Source organism: Agromyces kandeliae (genome assembly GCF_009674665.1).
Lineage (GTDB): Bacteria > Actinomycetota > Actinomycetes > Actinomycetales > Microbacteriaceae > Agromyces > Agromyces kandeliae.
The window spans coordinates 378321-395528 of sequence record NZ_WKJD01000006.1 but is presented as its reverse complement, the minus strand read 5'-3'; the positions used below and the strand labels follow the sequence as shown (position 1 = coordinate 395528).

Here is a 17208-nt window from a genome sequence, read left to right as displayed (position 1 = left end):
GCACCGCTCGGGCCTGCGCGGCGCCGCGGCGCTCAGAGATCGGCGTGGAGGTGCCAGACCCGTTCCGCCGCGTCGCGCCAGTCGTACGCGCGCGAACGGTCGTGGCCCGAGACCGCGAGGCGGTACGCCGCGTCGCGATCCTCGACGACGCGGGTGATCGCGGCGGCCAGCCGGTCGGCGTAGCCGTCGTCGACGCCGATCGGCACCGTGAGGCCGGCGCCGGCCGAGACCTCGAGGTACGCGGGCGTGTCCGAGTGGATGACCGGAGACCCGAGGGAGAACGCCTCGATGAGCTCGGTGCCCGAGTCGTCGTCGCGCGCCGGGGCGAGGTAGGCGGTCGCGCCGGCGATCACCACCGCGAGGTCCTCGGCGGCGAGATCGTCGAAGCGGTGGACGCGGCGCACGTCGACGCCGAGTTCGTCGGCGGTCTGCGCCAGGTGCTGGTCGCCCCAGCCCTCTGGTCCGATGACCACGATCGGGATGTCGGGCGCGCCGGGCCGCCCGAGCGCCGTCAGCACGTCGACGAGTCCCTTCCGGGGCTCGAGCGTGCCCGACACGGCGAGGTAGGCCTCGGGGAGGCCGAGTCGCGCCGCGCGTGCCTCGGCGTCGGGGCCGACCCCGAGTCCGGTTCGGGGTGCGGTGCCGATCACGCGGATCCGATCCCCGAAGTCCGCGACCATCGAGAGCCGATCGGCGAGCGCGTGCGTCGGGACGACGACCGCGTCGGCGTGCTTGCGAGCGCGCTTCAGCATTCCCTTCTGCCACGCGACGGATGCCGAGCTCAGCGCCTCGGGATGGGTCCACGCGAGGACGTCGTGGACCGTGACGACCGTCTGGTCGCCTGCGTCGGCATCGTGCTTGCGCAGCGGCGCGAACAGGCTCGTCCCGTGGATCATCCCGCCACCCGGGGAGGTGGTCAGGCCGAACTGCCACGCAGCGGCGAGCTCGCGCCGCGCGAGCGAGGACTTGTAGAGGCCCGACAGGCCGGGCAGCTCGGCTTCGAGTCGCGCGTAGTCGCCGGGCAGCGACGACGAGACGATGCCCTCGACCTCGCAGCCCGACGGGGTGGACTCGATCAGCGCGCCGGCGAGGTCGCGCGTGTACCGGCCGACCGCCCCGGGCACGGGCGCGACGATCTGGTCGACGATCAACCGGAGGGTCGTGGTCACCTCGGTCCTCTCCTTCGGCCGGCTCGGTGATCTCGCAGGGGAATCGGCATGCGACGGCCCAAGAAAGACTAGCGGGGTGTCGCCCTGACGTCGTCGAGATCGCTCACAGGCGGCGGGGGCGGGCTCAGCTCCGCAGGTAGCGAAGCAGGCGCGGGGGGATCGGTCCCCTGATGCGCAGCAGGCCGTGGACCCCGCCCACGACCGTCGCGACGAGGTGCTTCGTCCGCTTGGGCCCGCTCACGATCGCATCGAAGGTCGGGCCGATCTGGCGCTTCACGACCGCGAGGGTCCAACGCCGGCGACGGAGGAAGTTCCGGAAGACGAGATCGATGTTGTTGCGGATGATGTAGTACTGCCGGAACGGCGAGTGGTACTGGTACAGGTGCCCGCCGTCGCGGTGCGCGAGCGTCAGGCCGAACGGCCGGAAGGGCACCATCTCACCGAGCGCGTGGGTGATGTCGGTGTCCTCGGCGATCGCGATGCGGAACCCGTGGTCGCGGACGCGGAGGCAGAACTCCGTGTCGACGCAGTCGATCACGAGTCGTTCGTCGAACAGGCCGGCGGACTCGAGGCACTCGCGCGCGATGACGAATCCCGACTGGATCGCCTCCGGAACCAGGCCGATGCCCTCGGGCGAGAACCACGTCGGGATCGAGGGCTGGCCGTTGACGCGATCGGTGCAGACGATGCCCACCCGCGTCACGCGGTTCGCGCGTGCGAACGTCTCGAGGCACGCCACGACGTAGCCGGCCGGGAGGTCGGTGTCCTGATCGGTGTTCACCACGAAGTCGGCGCCGTCGTCCATCGCCGCTCGCACGCCGACGTTCAGCGCGCGCGCGATGCCCGAGTTGCGCTCGAGGCGGATCCGGCGGCTGTTCGCGATCTCGTCGCCGATCCTCTCGAGGACCTCGTCCGCCGCGGGGCCCGTGCCGTCGTCCACGACGATGAGTTCGTCGACCTGCGAGGCAAGCGACCGCATGTTCTCGACGACGTCGTGGTCCGGGTGGAACGTCGGCACGACGGCGATGACGCGCGCCGTGACGGCGGCCGGCGGCGACGCCGTGACCGTCGCCAGTGGTGCTCGGGGCGGTCGCGAACGGGGCATTAGGCTAGCTTACGTCCCGCCGACGGAAGGAAGAGATCGAGCGTGAGCGCCGTGCCTGATGCGAACTGGGCCGAGGGGAGGTCCGACACGGGCCTGACCCCCGAGGAACGGACGGTCGAGCAGCACCTCGAGCTCCTCGACCGGGTCATCGGTCTCGAGGAGCAGCTCCGGGAGCTCCGGACCGCCGACCTGCTGGGACCGACCGAAGTGGTCGCGGTCGAGCGCAACCTCGCCTCCATGCGCGCCTCGACGACGTGGCGTGCCGGACGCGTCGTCACCCTGCCGATCCGCGCCGCACGCGTCATCAAGCGGCGGCTGCTCGGATGAGCACCGAGCAGGCCGTCGCCCCCGGCCGGCACGACGTCTGGATCGACGCGGCCGGCCTCGCCGCCGGCGAGGGACGGCGCGCCGTCGACGCCGTCATCGCGGCCGGCGTCGCACCGGGCTCCGTGTACCTCGTCGCACACGGCGGCGTCGACGAGGCGATGCGGGCCGACCTCGCCCACGCCGCGCGCGAGACCGGCGCGACGTTGACCGAGGCGGATGCCGCGAGCCTCGACGACCTGATCGCACGTACCGCCGCGGAGGTGCTCGTCATCGTGCGCGGCGGTCGCGTCGTCCCCGACGGCATCGCCAAGCTCGACGGGTTCTTCGCGCGGTTCCCCGAGGTGCAGGCCGCCTACGGGGACTCCACGACCGACCATGGGGCACCGCTCCTCCGACCGCTGTTCTCCCCGCTCCGGTTGTTCGGGAACGACTACCTCGGCCCGGTCGTCGCGGTCCGCGTCGGCGCGCTCCGTCGCCTGGGCGGGCTTCGCGCCGACGCGCGTCGCTCGCAGGTCCTCGACGTCGTGCTCCGGCTCGATCGGGCGGGCGAGACGGTCGCGCTGCTCCCCGAGGTCCTCGCGGTGGAGGATCTCGCGCACGACGACTACGCCGGCACGTCCGACGCACAGCGTCGGGTCGTCGAGCACGAGCTGGCGTCTCGAGGGATCCGCGCGAGCGTCGACCAGGTCGAGCCGTTCCTCCGGCGCGTGCGCTACTCGGTCGACGACGAGCCGCTGGTCTCGGTCGTCATCCCGACCCGCGGAAGCAGTGCGGAGATCGGCGGCACCGAACGCGCACTCGTCGTCGAGGCCGCCCGCGGCGTGATCGAGGGCTCGACCTACGGGAACGTCGAGGTCGTGATCGTGGCGGATGCCGAGACGCCGACGCCGGTCGTCGAGGAGCTCGAGCGCATCTGCGGCGACCGCCTGCGCCTGGTGCTGTGGGATGCGCCGTTCAACTTCAGCGGCAAGATGAATCGCGGCGCCGCCGCGGCGCGCGGCGAGTTCCTGATGCTGCTCAACGACGATGTCGAGATCGTGACGCCGGATTGGCTCGAGACGATGGTCGGCCTCGCGCGGCAGCCGGGTGTCGGCATCGTCGGCGCGCAGCTCTACTTCGAGGACAGCACGCTGCAGCACTCCGGGCAGGTCTACACCGGCGGCGTCGCCGGTCACGCCGCCTTCGGCTGGGAGGGCGGGCGCGACGACTCGATCAAGTCGCTCAGCGTCGATCACGAGGTCTCCGGCGTCACCGCGGCCTGCGCGCTCGTCCGACGCGACGTGTTCCTCGAGGTCGGCGGCTTCAGCCTCGCCTTCCCGGGCAACTACAACGACGTCGACCTGAACATGAAGATCCGCGCGACGGACCGGTCCGCAGTGTTCTCGCCCTGGGCGCGCCTGTACCACTTCGAGTCCAAGACGCGGGATCCGAAGATCCTCGACACCGACATCTCCACGCTGCAGTCGCGGTGGTCGCGCCGGATGCAGGTCGAGATGTACTCGCGCATGCTCTGACCGCGAGCGCGTCGCGCCATCCGACGCCGACCGGATGCCGCGACGCCCTCGTTCGGCTCAGCTGGTGAGTGCGCCGGACCGGACGGCCTCGGCGAGCGCGTCGCGCCACGGACGCATCTCCGCGATCCCGGCTGCCGCCCACGCCTCGTGTCCGAGGACCGAGTACGACGGACGTGGAGCCGGGCGGACGAAGGACGAGCTGTCGGTCGGCGTGATGCGCTCGGGGTCGAGGCCGGATTCCTCCAGCACCGCCCTGGCGAACTCGTACCAGGTCGCCTGGCCGGAGTTCGTGCCGTGGTAGATGCCCGCAGGAGCGTCCGCGTCGAGCAGCGCCACGATCTGGGCGGCGAGGTCGGCCGTCCACGTGGGCTGGCCGAGCTGGTCGTCGACGACCGACCACGTGTCCTTCGACTTCGCGAGGTTGAGCATCGTCTGCGCGAAGTTCGCGCCGTGGGCGCCGTACAGCCAGGCCGTGCGGACCACGTAGGTCCCGCTCGGGTGCGCGGCGAGCGCGAGCTCCTCGCCGGCGGCCTTGGTGCGTCCGTAGGCGTTGATCGGATCGCGGGGGAGGTCCTCGGCGTACGGCTCGGTGGCGTTGCCGTCGAACACGTAGTCGGTCGAGACGGTCACGAGGCGCGCCCCGATCGCCGCGCAGGCCCCTGCGAGGATCGCCGTGCCCGTCGCGTTCACCGCATAGGCCTGGTCCTCGTGCGCCTCGGCGTCGTCGACCTTCGTGTAGGCGGCGCAGTTGACGACGACGTCATGCCCTGCGACGGCGTCGCCGACGGCGGCGGCATCCGTCACGTCGAGGTCGGCGCGACCGAGCGCGGTCACCTCTCGCCCGGCGAGCGCCGCCTGGAGGTCCCGGCCCAGCATCCCGTTCGCGCCGGTGATGAGCACGCGCACGTTACTGGCCCTGCGCCTTGTACTTCGCTTCGGTCTCGTCCTTCTGCGGAGCCCACCATGCCTCGTTGTCGCGATACCACGCGATCGTGTCGGCCAGGCCCGACTCGAAGTCGGAGAACTGCGGCTCCCAGCCGAGCTCGCTGCGCAGGCGGGTCGAGTCGATCGCGTACCGCAGGTCGTGGCCGGGCCGGTCGACGACGTGGTCGTACGCGTCGGCGGGCTGCCCGAGGGTCATGAGGATGAGCTCGACGACGTCCTTGTTGTTGCGCTCGCCATCCGCGCCGATCAGGTAGGTCTCGCCGATGACGCCCTTCTCGAGGATCGTGAGGACCGCCGAGGAGTGGTCGTTGGCGTGGATCCAGTCCCGGACGTTCTCGCCCTTGCCGTAGAGCTTCGGACGCTCGCCGCGCAGCACGTTCGTGATCTGGCGCGGGATGAACTTCTCGACGTGCTGGTACGGCCCGTAGTTGTTGGAGCAGTTGGAGATCGTCGCCTTCACGCCGAACGAACGCACCCACGCGCGGACGAGCAGGTCGCTGCCGGCCTTGGTCGAGGAGTAGGGGCTCGACGGGTTGTAGGGGGTCTGCTCGGTGAACTTCGCCGGGTCGTCCAGCTCGAGGTCGCCGTAGACCTCGTCGGTCGAGATGTGGTGGAAGCGGGTGTCGTGCTTGCGGGCCGCTTCGAGCAGCGTGTACGTCCCGATGATGTTCGTGTCGAGGAACGGTCGCGGGTTCGCCAGCGAGTTGTCGTTGTGGCTCTCCGCGGCGTAGTGCACGACGGCGTCGTGCTCGGCGAAGAGCGCGTCGACCAGCGCGGCGTCCTGGATGTCGCCCTTCACGAACCGGAAGCGGTCCTCGGGCAGTCCGTCGAGCGAGGCGAGGTTGCCGGCATAGGTGAGCTTGTCGAGCACGGTCACCGTGTGGTCGGTGTTGGCGAGCACGTAGTGGACGAAGTTCGAGCCGATGAAGCCGGCACCGCCGGTCACGAGGAGTCTTGACACGCGCTTCATCCTACCGAGGTCCTCGGTGACCGCTGTGATCGGGCGACGCGGCCGGGCTTCGGTAGACTTCCGGGGTGCAGATCCGCGAACTGAAGATCCCCGACAGCTACGAGATCACCCCGAAGCAGTTCGGCGACGACCGCGGCGTCTTCCTCGAGTGGTACCGCTTCGATCGCCTCGAGGAGGCGATCGGGCACCCGCTGTCGCTCGCGCAGGCCAATACGTCGGTGTCGAAGCGCGGCGTCGTGCGCGGCATCCACTTCGCCGACATCCCGCCGAGCCAGGCGAAGTACGTCACCGCCACGCGTGGTGCGGTGCTCGACTTCGTCATCGACATCCGTGTGGGCTCGCCCACGTTCGGCCAGTGGGACTCGGTGATGCTCGACGAGCAGGATCGGCGGGCGATCTACATCGCCGAGGGTCTCGGCCATTGCTTCGTCGCGCTCACGGACGACGCGACGGTCAGCTACCTCGTCACCGCGCCGTTCAACGCGCCGCGAGAGCACGGCGTGAACCCGCTCGACCCCGAGATCGGGTTGGACTTCTCGCTCGACGCCGGCGAACTGCTGCTCTCACCGAAGGACACCGACGCTCCGAGCCTCGCCGAGGCCGCGGCATCCGGACTGCTGCCCACCTGGGAGGCCGCTCGCGCCTTCTACGACTCGCTGAACTCCAAGGGGAACTGACCGATGCGCGGCATCATCCTCGCCGGTGGATCCGGCACGCGGCTCTGGCCGATCACCAAGGGCATCTCGAAGCAGCTCATGCCCATCTACGACAAGCCGATGATCTACTACCCGCTGTCGACGCTGATGATGGCGGGCATCAACGAGATCCTCATCATCACGACGCCCGAGTACAACGCCCAGTTCAAGGCGCTGCTCGGCGACGGCTCCGACCTCGGAATCCGCCTCGAGTACGCCGTGCAGCCGTCACCGGACGGGCTGGCCCAGGCCTTCATCATCGGCGAGGAGTTCATCGGCGACGAGTCGGTCGCGCTGGTCCTCGGCGACAACATCTTCCACGGCACCGGACTCGGTTCGGCACTGCGGCAGCACAACGACATCGAGGGCGCTGTCATCTTCGCCTACCAGGTGAGCGACCCCACCGCATACGGCGTCGTGGAGTTCGACGACAACTTCACCGCGCTCTCGATCGAGGAGAAGCCCGCCGAGCCGAAGAGCAACTACGCCGTTCCCGGCCTGTACTTCTACGACAACGACGTGGTCGAGATCGCGAAGACCATCGAGCCCAGCGCGCGTGGAGAACTCGAGATCTCGACGGTGAACGAGCGGTACCTCGAAGCCGGCAGGCTCAACGTGCAGGTGCTCGACCGTGGTACCGCGTGGCTCGACACCGGGACCTTCGAGTCGATGATGCAGGCATCCGAGTACGTCCGCGTCATCGAGGACCGGCAGGGCTTCAAGATCGGCTGCATCGAGGAGATCGCGTGGCGCGCCGGCTGGATCGACGACGCGCAGCTCGGCGAACTCGCCGCGCCGCTCGTCAAGAGCGGCTACGGGCAGTACCTGAAGCACCTGCTCGCGACCGAGTCCTGAGCGCCGATCACATCGGGCGCAGGTCGGGGCGCGAGTTGTAGAGGTAGGCGAAGAACTCGTCCTTGCGCTCGATGAGGCCGTGGTACTGGTTGCGCTCGTCGAGGACGAACTCGAACGGTACGTCGGCCTTCTCGAGGTCCCAACCGCGGGCGCGGGCGCGAAAGCTCATCCACTGGTCCTCGATGAATCGGTACCGGTCCGGCAGCGCGCTGAAGAAGTCTGGATCGTCGACGATCGCCGCATCGACGATGCAGCCGCCCGTGCCGACGTAGCTCGCGGCATCGCCGTCCTCGATCGCCTCGCGCGACCAGTACGAGCCGTGCTGACGGAAGGCGTATACGCCGCGTGCCGAGCGCGGAGCGAACCGCGCCGCGAGCCGTGCGAGGAAGTCTGCGCCGATCACCTGGTCGTCGTCGAGGAGCACGACTGGGCCCGCGTACCCCTGGCGTCGAAGGCGTCGGATCACGAGGAACCGCGCGAGGCCGCCGATGTTGACGCGGCTCGACCGGTACTCCACGCTGGCGATCGCGCCGGTCCGCGACAGCGCGTCGACGGCGGACCGGTACGCCGCGTCGTTGCCCGGCGCGTTGTTCCACCAGCACAGCCGGATCGGAGGCGTTCCCTCCTGGGCGGCGAGTTCGGCGAGGATCCCGGTCGCGCGCTCGGGGCGCGACCACAGGGCCATCACAACGGGAAGCGACTCGGCGCCGGGGTGGCCAGCGAGGACCTGCATGCCGAATCGCCCGTGCTCCGTGCGTCGGAGCAGGATGGTCCGACGCGCTCGGGCGGCGCGACGCCCGACGCGGGCGACGAGTCGCCGCATCCGGTCCACGACCGTCAATCGACGACCTTGAAACGCGGACGTGCGTACATCGAGCCCGCGGCGTCCGGCTGGTCGGCGACGTTGAAGCTGGTCGCCTGGACGAGGTCGTGCAGGTGCCGCCCGGCGAAGTCCATGAGCGAGACGTTCACGAAGTACTTGCCACCGGCGAACATCGCATCGTCGACCGTGAGCGCGAGCGTCCGGGTGCCCTCCAACGGGGCGAGCTCGATTCCGACGCGACGCGTCGTCGTACCCCAGACGGGTTGTCCCATGACGTTGTCGATCTGCACGGCGCAGACCCACTCGGCGATGCCGCTCGTGTGCTCCAGCGTGGTGGTGATGACGATGTCGTCGCCCGGCTGGAACGGCTCGTCGGCGGCGCGGCCGGCCACCTGGACGCTCGCCGACAGGACGCGGCCGTTCTCGAGCACCGGGTTGCTCGGCGCATCCCGTTCCTGGTCGCGGCGTTCGCTCTCCAGCAGGTCGCGGAAGGCGGCGATCGCGGCGTTGGGATCTCCGTCCTGGATCACCTCGCCGTGATGCAGGAGGATGGCGCGATCCGCCAGTTCGGACACCTGCCCCATCGAGTGCGTCACGAGGATGATGGTGCGGCCCTCGGTCTGGAACCGCTTGATGGTGTCGAGGCACTTCCGCTGGAACGCCTCGTCTCCGACGGCGAGCACTTCGTCGACGAGGAGGATGTCGGGGTCGGTGTGCACGGCCACCGCGAAGGCGAGGCGCACGTACATGCCGGAGGAGTAGAACTTGACCTGCGTGTCGATGAACTCGCCGATCCCGGAGAACGCGACGATGTCGTCGAACCTCGCCTCGGTCTCCGACTGCGACATGCCGAGGATCGAGGCGTTGAGGAAGACGTTCTCCCTCCCGGTGAGGTCGGGATGGAAGCCCGCGCCGAGCTCGAGCAGAGCCGCGATGCGGCCACGCCGTCGCACAGTGCCCCGCGTCGGCTCGATGATCCCTCCGATGATCTTGAGCAGCGTGCTCTTGCCGGAACCGTTGTGCCCGATGAGGGCGACGGTCTGCCCCGCCTCGAGCTGCGCGGTCAGACCGCGAAGGGCCCAGAACTCCTCGCGGTGACGGCGACCCGCCCTCCCGAGCGTCACGAGTCGCTCCTTGAGCGAGTTGTCCTTGCGGATGACGAAGCGTTTGGAGATGTCCTGGAGGCTGATGACCTCGGGAGCCGGAGTCTGCCCGGCCGGGCTGACCGAACCAGTGCTGGCCATGCGGAGTCGCTCCGTTTCTGCGTGGATGTCGGTGAGGAGTGGGCGGGTCAGGAGTGCGCCGTTCGCCCGGCGCCGGTCGCGAGTGGCCGCGCGCGGCGCGTGACCCACCGGAGACGGATCCAGAGGCCCGCCCGGAGGAGCCAGCGGACCGGTGCCTGCCACCACGCGGGGTAGCGCCTCGAGAGGTACCGATACGCACTGTCGTGATGGACTGCGAGCATGCGGGTGGAGACCTCGCTCGTCGAATGAGCCCCGAGGTGGGTCACCCGGGCGCCGGGGACGTACATGTTCGACTGGCCGGATGCGCGAACGCGGTCGCCGAGGTCGACGTCCTCGAAGTACATGAAGTAGCTCTCGTCGAAACCGCCGAGCCGGCGGAACAGGTCGGTGCGGATCAGGAGGCAGGCTCCCGAAAGCCATCCGGCCGGCCGCGGGCCGTCGGTGCGAACCGACTCCTCGCGGTATCGACGGGACCAGGGATTGCGCGGTGCGATTCCGCCGAGCAGCGCATGACCGACCCCCTCGCGGAGGGTGGGGGACCGGCGGGCGGACGGATAGACGGTGCCGTCCTCGTTCAGGATGGCGGGACCGAACGCGCCGGCCTCGGGGTGGGCCTCGGCGAAGCGCACCAGATCGTCGATGGAACCGGGCGCGAACCTGAGATCGGCGTTGCACACGAGGAGGTATCCGTCGCCGTCCGCGATGGTCCCGGCACCGGCGTTCACCCCGCCCCCGTAGCCGAGGTTCCGGTCGAGCGCGAGGAACCTCGCGCCACCGGATTCGGCAGCCCTTCGGCTCGCGTCCCGATCGCGGCTGTCGTTGTCGACGACGACCACGTCGACATCGACGTCGTCGGTCGAGGCGGCCTCGAGTGAGGCGAGCAGGCCCGGAAGGACGCTGCTGGAGTTGTACGCCACGACGATCGTGGTCACGTGCGCGCGGGTCACGGCCGGTGCACCTACAGCGCCTGCGCGAAGTCGCCCTGCATGCGGTTGAACACCGCGTGCGCCGCGACCAGCCCGACCAGACCGACGAGGATCGCGATGCCCTGGCGCAGCAGGAGGTCGTCCGGATAGGAGGCGTCGGCGCCGGCCGTCCAGAAGGCCTTCTGGAACCCGAGCACCGCCAGCGTGATGGGGTTGTTCGTGTAGAGCTCGAGGACCCACGGCTGCACGACGCTCTTGACCATCGACCAGCTGTAGACGATCGGCGATGCCCACATCAGGAGCATCACGACGACCTCGATCAGGTACTGCACGTCCCGGAGGAAGACGTTGATCGCCGCGAGCAGGAGGGCGAGGGCGGCGCCGAAGACGAGGAGGATCGCGAGCGACGGGAAGAAGTAGGCGAGGCCGGCGTGGAGGGGGAACGCACCCAGCACGAGGGTGGCCAGCAGCAGGATGCCGAGCTGGATCGCGAAGTTGAAGATCGCCGAGCCGATCGAGGCCAGCGGGAAGATCTCGCGGGGGAGGTAGATCTTCTTCACCAGGCCCGCATTGCCGACGATCGACCCCGCTCCGCCGAGGACGATCTCGCTGAAGAGCGTGTAGGCGGTGAGGCCGGTGAAGACGTAGATGGCGAAGTCCGGGATGCCTCGCGCTGCGCCGAGGAACTGGCCCAGCACGACGTAGTAGATCGCCAGCTGCGTGAGCGGTCGCACGAGCGACCAGAAGAACCCGAGTGAGGAGTCCTTGTACCGCGCCTTGAGGTCGCGGCGCACCATCAGGCCGAGCATCTCCCGCCGTCCGAGGATCTCCTTCAGCGATCCGCGGAGGCTGTAGCCGCCGCCGTCCTTCGCGGTCTCCTCCATGGGGAGGTCTGAGAGCGTGCGGAAGCGAGCAGCGCGAAGCGCGGAGGCATCGGAGGAGGTACTCATGACGTGGAGAGTCTATTCGCTCGACTTCGGTCTTCCCTGCGCGTCCTTGCGAGCGGGGCGAGGCACGGGTTTCGCGACGCGGGCGGCCTTGGACAGCGTCCGGTAGACCGGATGGGTCTCGATGGCCCTCAAGCGGGTCGCGACCTCGTTCAGGCGGGCGTGCGTCTGGTCGAGCTCCGATCGGAGGTTCCTGGTCCGCTGCTGCTCCGCGTGCAGGCCGGACCTGGTCTCGTCCAACGCGAACTCCGCTGTGCGAAGCGACTCGCGCACCTCGGTCGCCCAGCCCAGCCAGTCCGGCCGTTGCCGTCGACCGGCCGATCGGACCGGCGCGATGAACGCCTCGAACGACTCCGCGCGTGCCGCGTACGAGTGGCGATCCCGGACGATCGCGCGGAGCCGGCCCGCGACGGCTTCGCGACCGGTGTCGTCCGCGAGCAGGCCGTCGACGACCTCGACCAGCGTGGTCTCGCCTCCGTACGAGGGCACGTCGGAGAGGCCGAGTTCGGCGAGGCCCGAGCTGGTGTTGGTGATCGGGAGGGCTCCGCACGCCAAGGCCTCGAAGAGGCGGCTGTTGTGATTGCCGAACGCCTTCGCGGGTCGGATCAGGTCGTCGAGGACGAGCTTCGCCGAGCCGTACACCGCGGGGAGTTCCTCGAACGGAACCGAGCCTCGATGGACGATGCCGTCCGGAAGGTCGAGGTGCTCGGCGTTCTGCCCGTACCAGTCGATCCGATGGTGTTCCGACACGGAGTCGATGGCGCCTTGCAGCTCGCGCTCGGCACCCCAGAAGTTCGCCGTCGTCACGATGTCGACGGGCCGGGGGGCCTCGGCGGCGCCATCGAACAGGTCGGTGTCGACGCCGATCGGGAGCACGCCGATGGGGCCGTCGTACCGTGCGCGCATCTCCTCGGCCGTCGCCGCCGACGAGGCGAGGAATCCATCGAACGCGGCGAGGAACGGCAGTTCGACCCACCGCTCGGTCCAGTTCCGGACCCATCCGAGCAGCACCGTCCCCGCGGCGACGCCTCCGGGCACGAACGACTCGATCATGCTGACGACGACATCCGCATCGGGGAGCGGATCGTTCCACCGGCTCATCGGCCAGAGACGCACCCCCCAGCCGTTGCGACTGAGCGCGCGAGCGAGGCCGAGGGCGACGAAGAGGTCGCCCTTCCCCTCGGCGGGGTCGTCGGTGGACACGCAGAAGACGACGGTTCCTTGGGGACCAGCAGCCTTCGCACCGTCGCAGATCGCGAGGTGGTCGGCGATGACCCCCTCGACGCCTGGCGCGGAGGATTCCGTGCGGTTCGGGGACATTCAGGGCTCTCGGGTGTGCGGGGCGGGTACTCGATCCTTCCACACCCTGTGGGAGAGGGCGAACGTCGGCCCCCGGATCGCCCGGCTAGTCGGCGGGCGCACCCGCGGCTTCGTCCGGACCGTCCGGGCGGAGTCCGTCGGGAAGCGCGGCAGGGTCGCCTCCGGCCGTGCGTCGAGCGGAGACCAGCGCGCCGCCGAACATGGCGAGATCCACGACCAGGAGCATCATGCGGCTGACGATCACGATGCCGAGCAGTGCCGCGGACCCGACGCTCGACGCGAGCACGACGCCGAGGACGAGTTCGCGGACGCCGGCGCCGGCGGGGGCGATGATGAACAGGAAGCCCACCACCCAGGCGAACGCGAACGCCGACACGGACAGCAGGATCAGCTCGGGGTCGGGTCCGACCGTCGCCGAGACGACGCACCACAGGTGCAACCCGAATGCCGCCCAGCTCGCGAACGACCACAGCGTGGCGACGCCCAGCGATGCCGCTCCGATCGACTCGGGAAGGGTCGAGCTGCGCCGGATCAGTCGGAACCCCCACCGGAGCCAGCGCTCCATCACCGGAGGCAGCAGCAGGAGGATGCCGAGGGCGGCCGCCGCCCAGACCAGCCAGGCGAACTCCTGCAGCTGCGGGAATGCGAACAGCACGCCGATCGACGCGACGGAGCCGGTGGCGACGCTCACGAGGAGCTGCACCAGGATGGTGGCGGCGGTGATGGGTCCCGGGATGCCGGCGCGGATGCCCAGCGCCGTCCCTGCCACGATCGGCCAGACGCCTCCGGGTATGTACTTGCCGATCTGAGAGATGAAGATGATCCGCGAGGCGTCGGCGCGGGAGACCCGGTGGCCGAACGCGATCACGATCGATCGCCACGCGAGCATCGAGCACACGACCGCGACGGCCCCCGCGGCGAGCGACCCCAGCAGCCACCACGGCTCCATTCCGAGCACGGCGGTCGAGAACGCATCCCAGTTGGCCGCCACGATCCAGACGATCGCGGCGAGCGCGACCAGGGCGAAGGCGTACTGGAGGGGCTTGCGATAACGCGACAGGGTGCTCATCCGGACCGATTATCCCGGATGCGAGCTGCGGTTTCGCACAGCCTGCGCGTCCGTAGACTGTCGGAGGCCGTCACCCGGAACCCGATGGCCGAGACGTCATCTTGGAGGTCCCGTACATGGCAGGCCAGAAGCCGCGACTGCTCGTCCTCGCGTCCACGTTCCCCGCGCACGCGTCCGATGGCACCCCGGCGTTCGTCCGCGACCTCGCCGAGCGCGAGGCCGCGCGCTTCGACGTCATGGTCGTCGTGCCGCGCGTGCCCGGAGCGCCCGAACGTGAGCGTCTCGGCGCGCTCGAGATCCGCCGGTACGGCTACTTCCCGCGCCGCTGGGAGGACCTGGCCGACGGGGCCATCATCGAGAACCTCCGCGAGAAGCGGTCACGGTGGCTGCAGGTCCTGCCCTTCTTCGTCGCGCAGTTCATCGCGACGCGTCGGGCGGCCCGCGACTGGCGGCCGGACGTCGCGCACGTCCACTGGATCATCCCTCAGGGCGTCGTCGCCCGACTGGCCCTGAGCCGCACGCCGGCGCTCCTGACGACGCTCGGCGGCGACCTCTATGCGCTGAACGCTCGGCCGCTGCGCGCGCTCAAGTCCAGCGTGGTCCGCTGGGCGCGCGCAGTGACGGTGATGAACGCGGAGATGCGGGAACGGGTGATCGAGTTGGGTGCCGAGCCCGACGCGGTGCAGGTCCTGCCGATGGGGGCCGATCTCTCCGCGGTCCAGGCCGTTCCCGCGGTCGAGGCCGAACCTGATCGGACGCGGATCCTGTTCGTCGGTCGGCTGGTCGAGAAGAAGGGGCTCGAGGTGCTGCTGGACGCGCTGCGCGAACTCGGGTCCGGCCCGACGGTCTCGCTCACCGTCGTCGGCGACGGACCGTTGCGGGCGTCGCTCGAATCCCGCGCGCTCGGACTGGACGTGACGTTCGCGGGGCAGCTCGGTCGTGCGGAGCTCGTGCGGCGGTACGCCGCGTGCGACCTCGCGGTGTTCCCCTCGGTGCTCGCCGCGTCGGGCGACAAGGACGGCCTTCCGGTCGCGCTGCTCGAGGCCATGGCGGCCGGATGCGCCATCGTCGCATCGGACGTCCCCGGGATCAATGAAGCCGTCGAGGACGGGGTGAACGGCGTCCTGGTGCCGCCGGGGGACACGGGCCGCCTGACCGAGACGCTCGACGCCCTCGTCGACGATCCGGCGCTGCGTCAGCGCTTGGGAGCAGCGGCCCGGGAGACCGCGGAGCAGTACTCCGCCGACGCCGTCGGAGCGAAGTACGGCGAACTCCTGACGACCGTGGCGAGCGTCCGCCCCAGCTGAAGTCCGAGTCGGTCGGCCGACCGCCGGCTCAGCGGCGCATCGACGCCCAGGTCCGTTCGAGGCCTTCGTCGAGCGGGGTGAACTCGGGCCCGCCGAACTCGGCGGTGAACCTGGAGATGTCGAGCACGGAGGCCTGGACGAACGTCGGCGGCTGATCGCGCTGCTCCACGCGAGGCTCGATCCCGGTCACCGAAGCCAGGCCGGAGATGACCTCGTTGACGGTGGTGCCGCGACCGCTGCCGATGTTGTACACGAGGTGCTCGGGCTCCGCTTCGACGATCGAGACGATCATGCGGATGGCGTCCTCCACGTAGAGGTAGTCGCGCACCATCGAGCCGTCGCCGTAGCGCAGCACCGGTTCGCCGGCGGCGATCGCGCGAAGGGCGATCGGGATGAGGCCCTGGCCATGGGTCGCGCGCTGCCTGGGGCCGTAGGGGTTCGAGATCCGCAGCGCCACCGATGCGAGCCCGGCGGTCCGCGCGAAGTACCCGAGGTACGACTCCACGGTGAGCTTCCCGATGCCGTACGGCGAGACGGGATGCGGCGACATGTCCTCGTGGACGGGCGACGCGCCGAGGTCGCCGTAGACCGCCCCACCGGACGACGCGAAGTAGACGCGCGAGACGCCCTCCTCGGCGCACGCGCGCAGGAGGGCGATCGACGGGATGACATTGCCGCGCACATCGAGGACGGGATCGCTTCCTGCCGTCGCGGGTGTCGTCGACGACACGAAGTGGAACACCCGATCGTGTCCGGCGACCGCGCGCGCCACGGCCTCGGCGTCTGCGAAGTCCCCGCGAAGGGTGGCGACGTCGGCGTCGAACGCGCGGCGATCGGTGCTGAACCGGTCGAATGCGGTGACGTCGTGCCCGGCCGCGGCGAGGGCATCGACCAGGTGTGAGCCGAGGAATCCGTTCGCCCCGACGACGAGCGCTCGCACGCTAGCGACCGTACCGTTGCCGCTTGAGGAGGTCGAGGGAGTCCTCGCTCAGGGACCGATTGATCCTCGTGAGGTCGGCGATGACGCCGAGTGCGAACGAGAGCAGGGAGCCGGTCGCCAGGATTGCGCCGATGAGGAGCGATTGGATGTGGTCGCCCTGCACCTCGAGGGCGAGCAGCGTGAGGTACCGGACGAACGGGATGAGGGCCAGCACCGCGAGGATCACGCCGAGCGTGGCGAAGACGATGTAGGGGCGGTACATGAGATACGCCCGCACGATCGCGGATCCCGACAGCGCCATGTGCTGCCAGATGTTCTTGAAGAGCCGCGACTCGCGCGTCTTCGGGTTCGTCTCGATCGGGATGCTCGTGATCGCGAGGCGCTTGTATCCCGCCTGGATGATGGTCTCCATCGTGTAGCTGAACCGAGTGACGACGTTCAGCCGGATCAACGACTCCTTCGAGTAGGCGCGGAACCCGCTCGCCGCATCCGGCAGGTCCGTTCCGGCGGCCTTGTTGACCACCCAGCTGCCGAAGCGCTGCATGATCTTCTTGAACTGCGAGAAGTGCTCGACCTTCTGGGTCTGGCGATCCGCGACCACGACCTCGGCCCGACCCTCGATGATCGGCTGGACGAGGTCGGCGATCCGCTCCTGCGGGTACTGGTTGTCTCCGTCGGTGTTGACCACGACGTCGGCACCGTGCAGCAGCGCGTAGTCGACGCCGTCGGCGAACGATCGCGCGAGCCCCATGTTCCGCGCGTGGCGGACGAAGTGGGTGACGCCGAGCTCCTTCGCGACCTCGACCGTCCGATCGGTGGACCCGTCGTCGATCACGAGGATCTCGACCTCGTCGACGCCCGGGATCTCGCGGGGGATGGACTTCAGCACTGCGGGGAGGGTCTCCTCCTCGTTCAGGCAGGGGATCTGGACGAATACCTTCATGGGGCTCTCTGGTGGGGACGCGGAGTGCACGTCGACGCGACGTGCACGTCATTATCTCAGTTCACCGGAGGCCGGCCCGCCGCGTGCTCGCGGCCGGGTATCCGTAGAA

17 protein-coding genes are annotated in these 17208 nt (G+C 69.6%); 5 read left to right on the top strand and 12 right to left on the bottom strand.

Features of this window, described 5'->3' with window-relative positions:
* Window positions 1-32 precede the first annotated feature (32 nt).
* Both GJR97_RS04150 and GJR97_RS04145 read right to left on the bottom strand, forming a co-directional pair.
* Window positions 33-1169, bottom strand: a complete 1137-nt coding sequence (locus tag GJR97_RS04150) for a glycosyltransferase (protein ID WP_324613130.1) — start codon at window positions 1167-1169, stop codon at window positions 33-35.
* A gap of 124 nt (window positions 1170-1293) precedes the next feature.
* A complete protein-coding gene (locus GJR97_RS04145; RefSeq protein ID WP_154345211.1) occupies window positions 1294-2274 on the bottom strand; it encodes a glycosyltransferase in 981 nt (326 codons plus the stop codon).
* 51 nt (window positions 2275-2325) lie between these two features.
* Here GJR97_RS04145 and GJR97_RS04140 point away from each other — a divergent pair, with 51 nt between their 5' ends.
* Entirely contained in the window at window positions 2326-2601 is a 276-nt protein-coding gene (locus GJR97_RS04140) for a hypothetical protein (protein ID WP_154345210.1), read from the top strand.
* Entirely contained in the window at window positions 2598-4115 is a 1518-nt protein-coding gene (locus tag GJR97_RS04135) for a glycosyltransferase (protein ID WP_154345209.1), read from the top strand. Before GJR97_RS04140 ends, GJR97_RS04135 begins: the two co-directional genes overlap by 4 nt.
* Window positions 4116-4172: 57 nt before the next feature.
* Here GJR97_RS04135 and rfbD read toward each other — a convergent pair whose 3' ends face one another.
* Entirely contained in the window at window positions 4173-5021 is an 849-nt protein-coding gene (gene rfbD, locus GJR97_RS04130; RefSeq protein WP_324613128.1) for a dTDP-4-dehydrorhamnose reductase, read from the bottom strand.
* A gap of 1 nt (window position 5022) precedes the next feature.
* Window positions 5023-6021: a dTDP-glucose 4,6-dehydratase gene (gene rfbB / locus GJR97_RS04125; protein ID WP_324613127.1), complete on the bottom strand. Its 999-nt coding sequence runs from the start codon at window positions 6019-6021 to the stop codon at window positions 5023-5025.
* Window positions 6022-6095: 74 nt separating this feature from the next.
* Here rfbB and GJR97_RS04120 point away from each other — a divergent pair, with 74 nt between their 5' ends.
* Entirely contained in the window at window positions 6096-6707 is a 612-nt protein-coding gene (locus GJR97_RS04120; protein WP_324613126.1) for a dTDP-4-dehydrorhamnose 3,5-epimerase family protein, read from the top strand.
* A gap of 3 nt (window positions 6708-6710) precedes the next feature.
* Entirely contained in the window at window positions 6711-7580 is an 870-nt protein-coding gene (gene rfbA, locus GJR97_RS04115; protein ID WP_154345207.1) for a glucose-1-phosphate thymidylyltransferase RfbA, read from the top strand.
* Window positions 7581-7587: 7 nt separating this feature from the next.
* Here rfbA and GJR97_RS04110 read toward each other — a convergent pair whose 3' ends face one another.
* The 6 genes from GJR97_RS04110 to GJR97_RS04085 form a co-directional block, all read right to left on the bottom strand.
* Entirely contained in the window at window positions 7588-8421 is an 834-nt protein-coding gene (locus tag GJR97_RS04110; RefSeq protein ID WP_154345206.1) for a glycosyltransferase family protein, read from the bottom strand.
* The gene (locus tag GJR97_RS04105) at window positions 8418-9647 is read right to left on the bottom strand and encodes an ABC transporter ATP-binding protein (RefSeq protein WP_154345205.1); all 1230 of its coding nucleotides are present in this window, start codon (window positions 9645-9647) and stop codon (window positions 8418-8420) included. The genes GJR97_RS04110 and GJR97_RS04105 overlap by 4 nt, the downstream gene beginning before the upstream one ends.
* A gap of 47 nt (window positions 9648-9694) precedes the next feature.
* Window positions 9695-10594: a glycosyltransferase family 2 protein gene (locus tag GJR97_RS04100; protein WP_324613125.1), complete on the bottom strand. Its 900-nt coding sequence runs from the start codon at window positions 10592-10594 to the stop codon at window positions 9695-9697.
* Window positions 10595-10605: 11 nt separating this feature from the next.
* Entirely contained in the window at window positions 10606-11523 is a 918-nt protein-coding gene (locus GJR97_RS04095) for an ABC transporter permease (RefSeq protein ID WP_154345204.1), read from the bottom strand.
* Between the two features lie 12 nt (window positions 11524-11535).
* Window positions 11536-12723, bottom strand: coding sequence for a glycosyltransferase family protein (locus GJR97_RS04090; protein ID WP_195760604.1), 1188 nt, complete (start codon window positions 12721-12723; stop codon window positions 11536-11538).
* Between the two features lie 202 nt (window positions 12724-12925).
* Window positions 12926-13909: a lysylphosphatidylglycerol synthase domain-containing protein gene (locus GJR97_RS04085; RefSeq protein ID WP_129233189.1), complete on the bottom strand. Its 984-nt coding sequence runs from the start codon at window positions 13907-13909 to the stop codon at window positions 12926-12928.
* A gap of 116 nt (window positions 13910-14025) precedes the next feature.
* On the opposite strand from GJR97_RS04085, the gene GJR97_RS04080 reads away from it, so the two are divergent.
* Entirely contained in the window at window positions 14026-15216 is a 1191-nt protein-coding gene (locus tag GJR97_RS04080) for a glycosyltransferase (RefSeq protein ID WP_154345202.1), read from the top strand.
* Between the two features lie 28 nt (window positions 15217-15244).
* On the opposite strand, the gene GJR97_RS04075 is transcribed toward GJR97_RS04080, so the two are convergent.
* Window positions 15245-16156, bottom strand: a complete 912-nt coding sequence (locus tag GJR97_RS04075; protein WP_129233187.1) for an NAD-dependent epimerase/dehydratase family protein — start codon at window positions 16154-16156, stop codon at window positions 15245-15247.
* A 1-nt stretch (window position 16157) separates the two neighbouring features.
* Entirely contained in the window at window positions 16158-17099 is a 942-nt protein-coding gene (locus GJR97_RS04070; RefSeq protein WP_129233186.1) for a glycosyltransferase, read from the bottom strand.
* Window positions 17100-17208 lie beyond the last annotated feature (109 nt).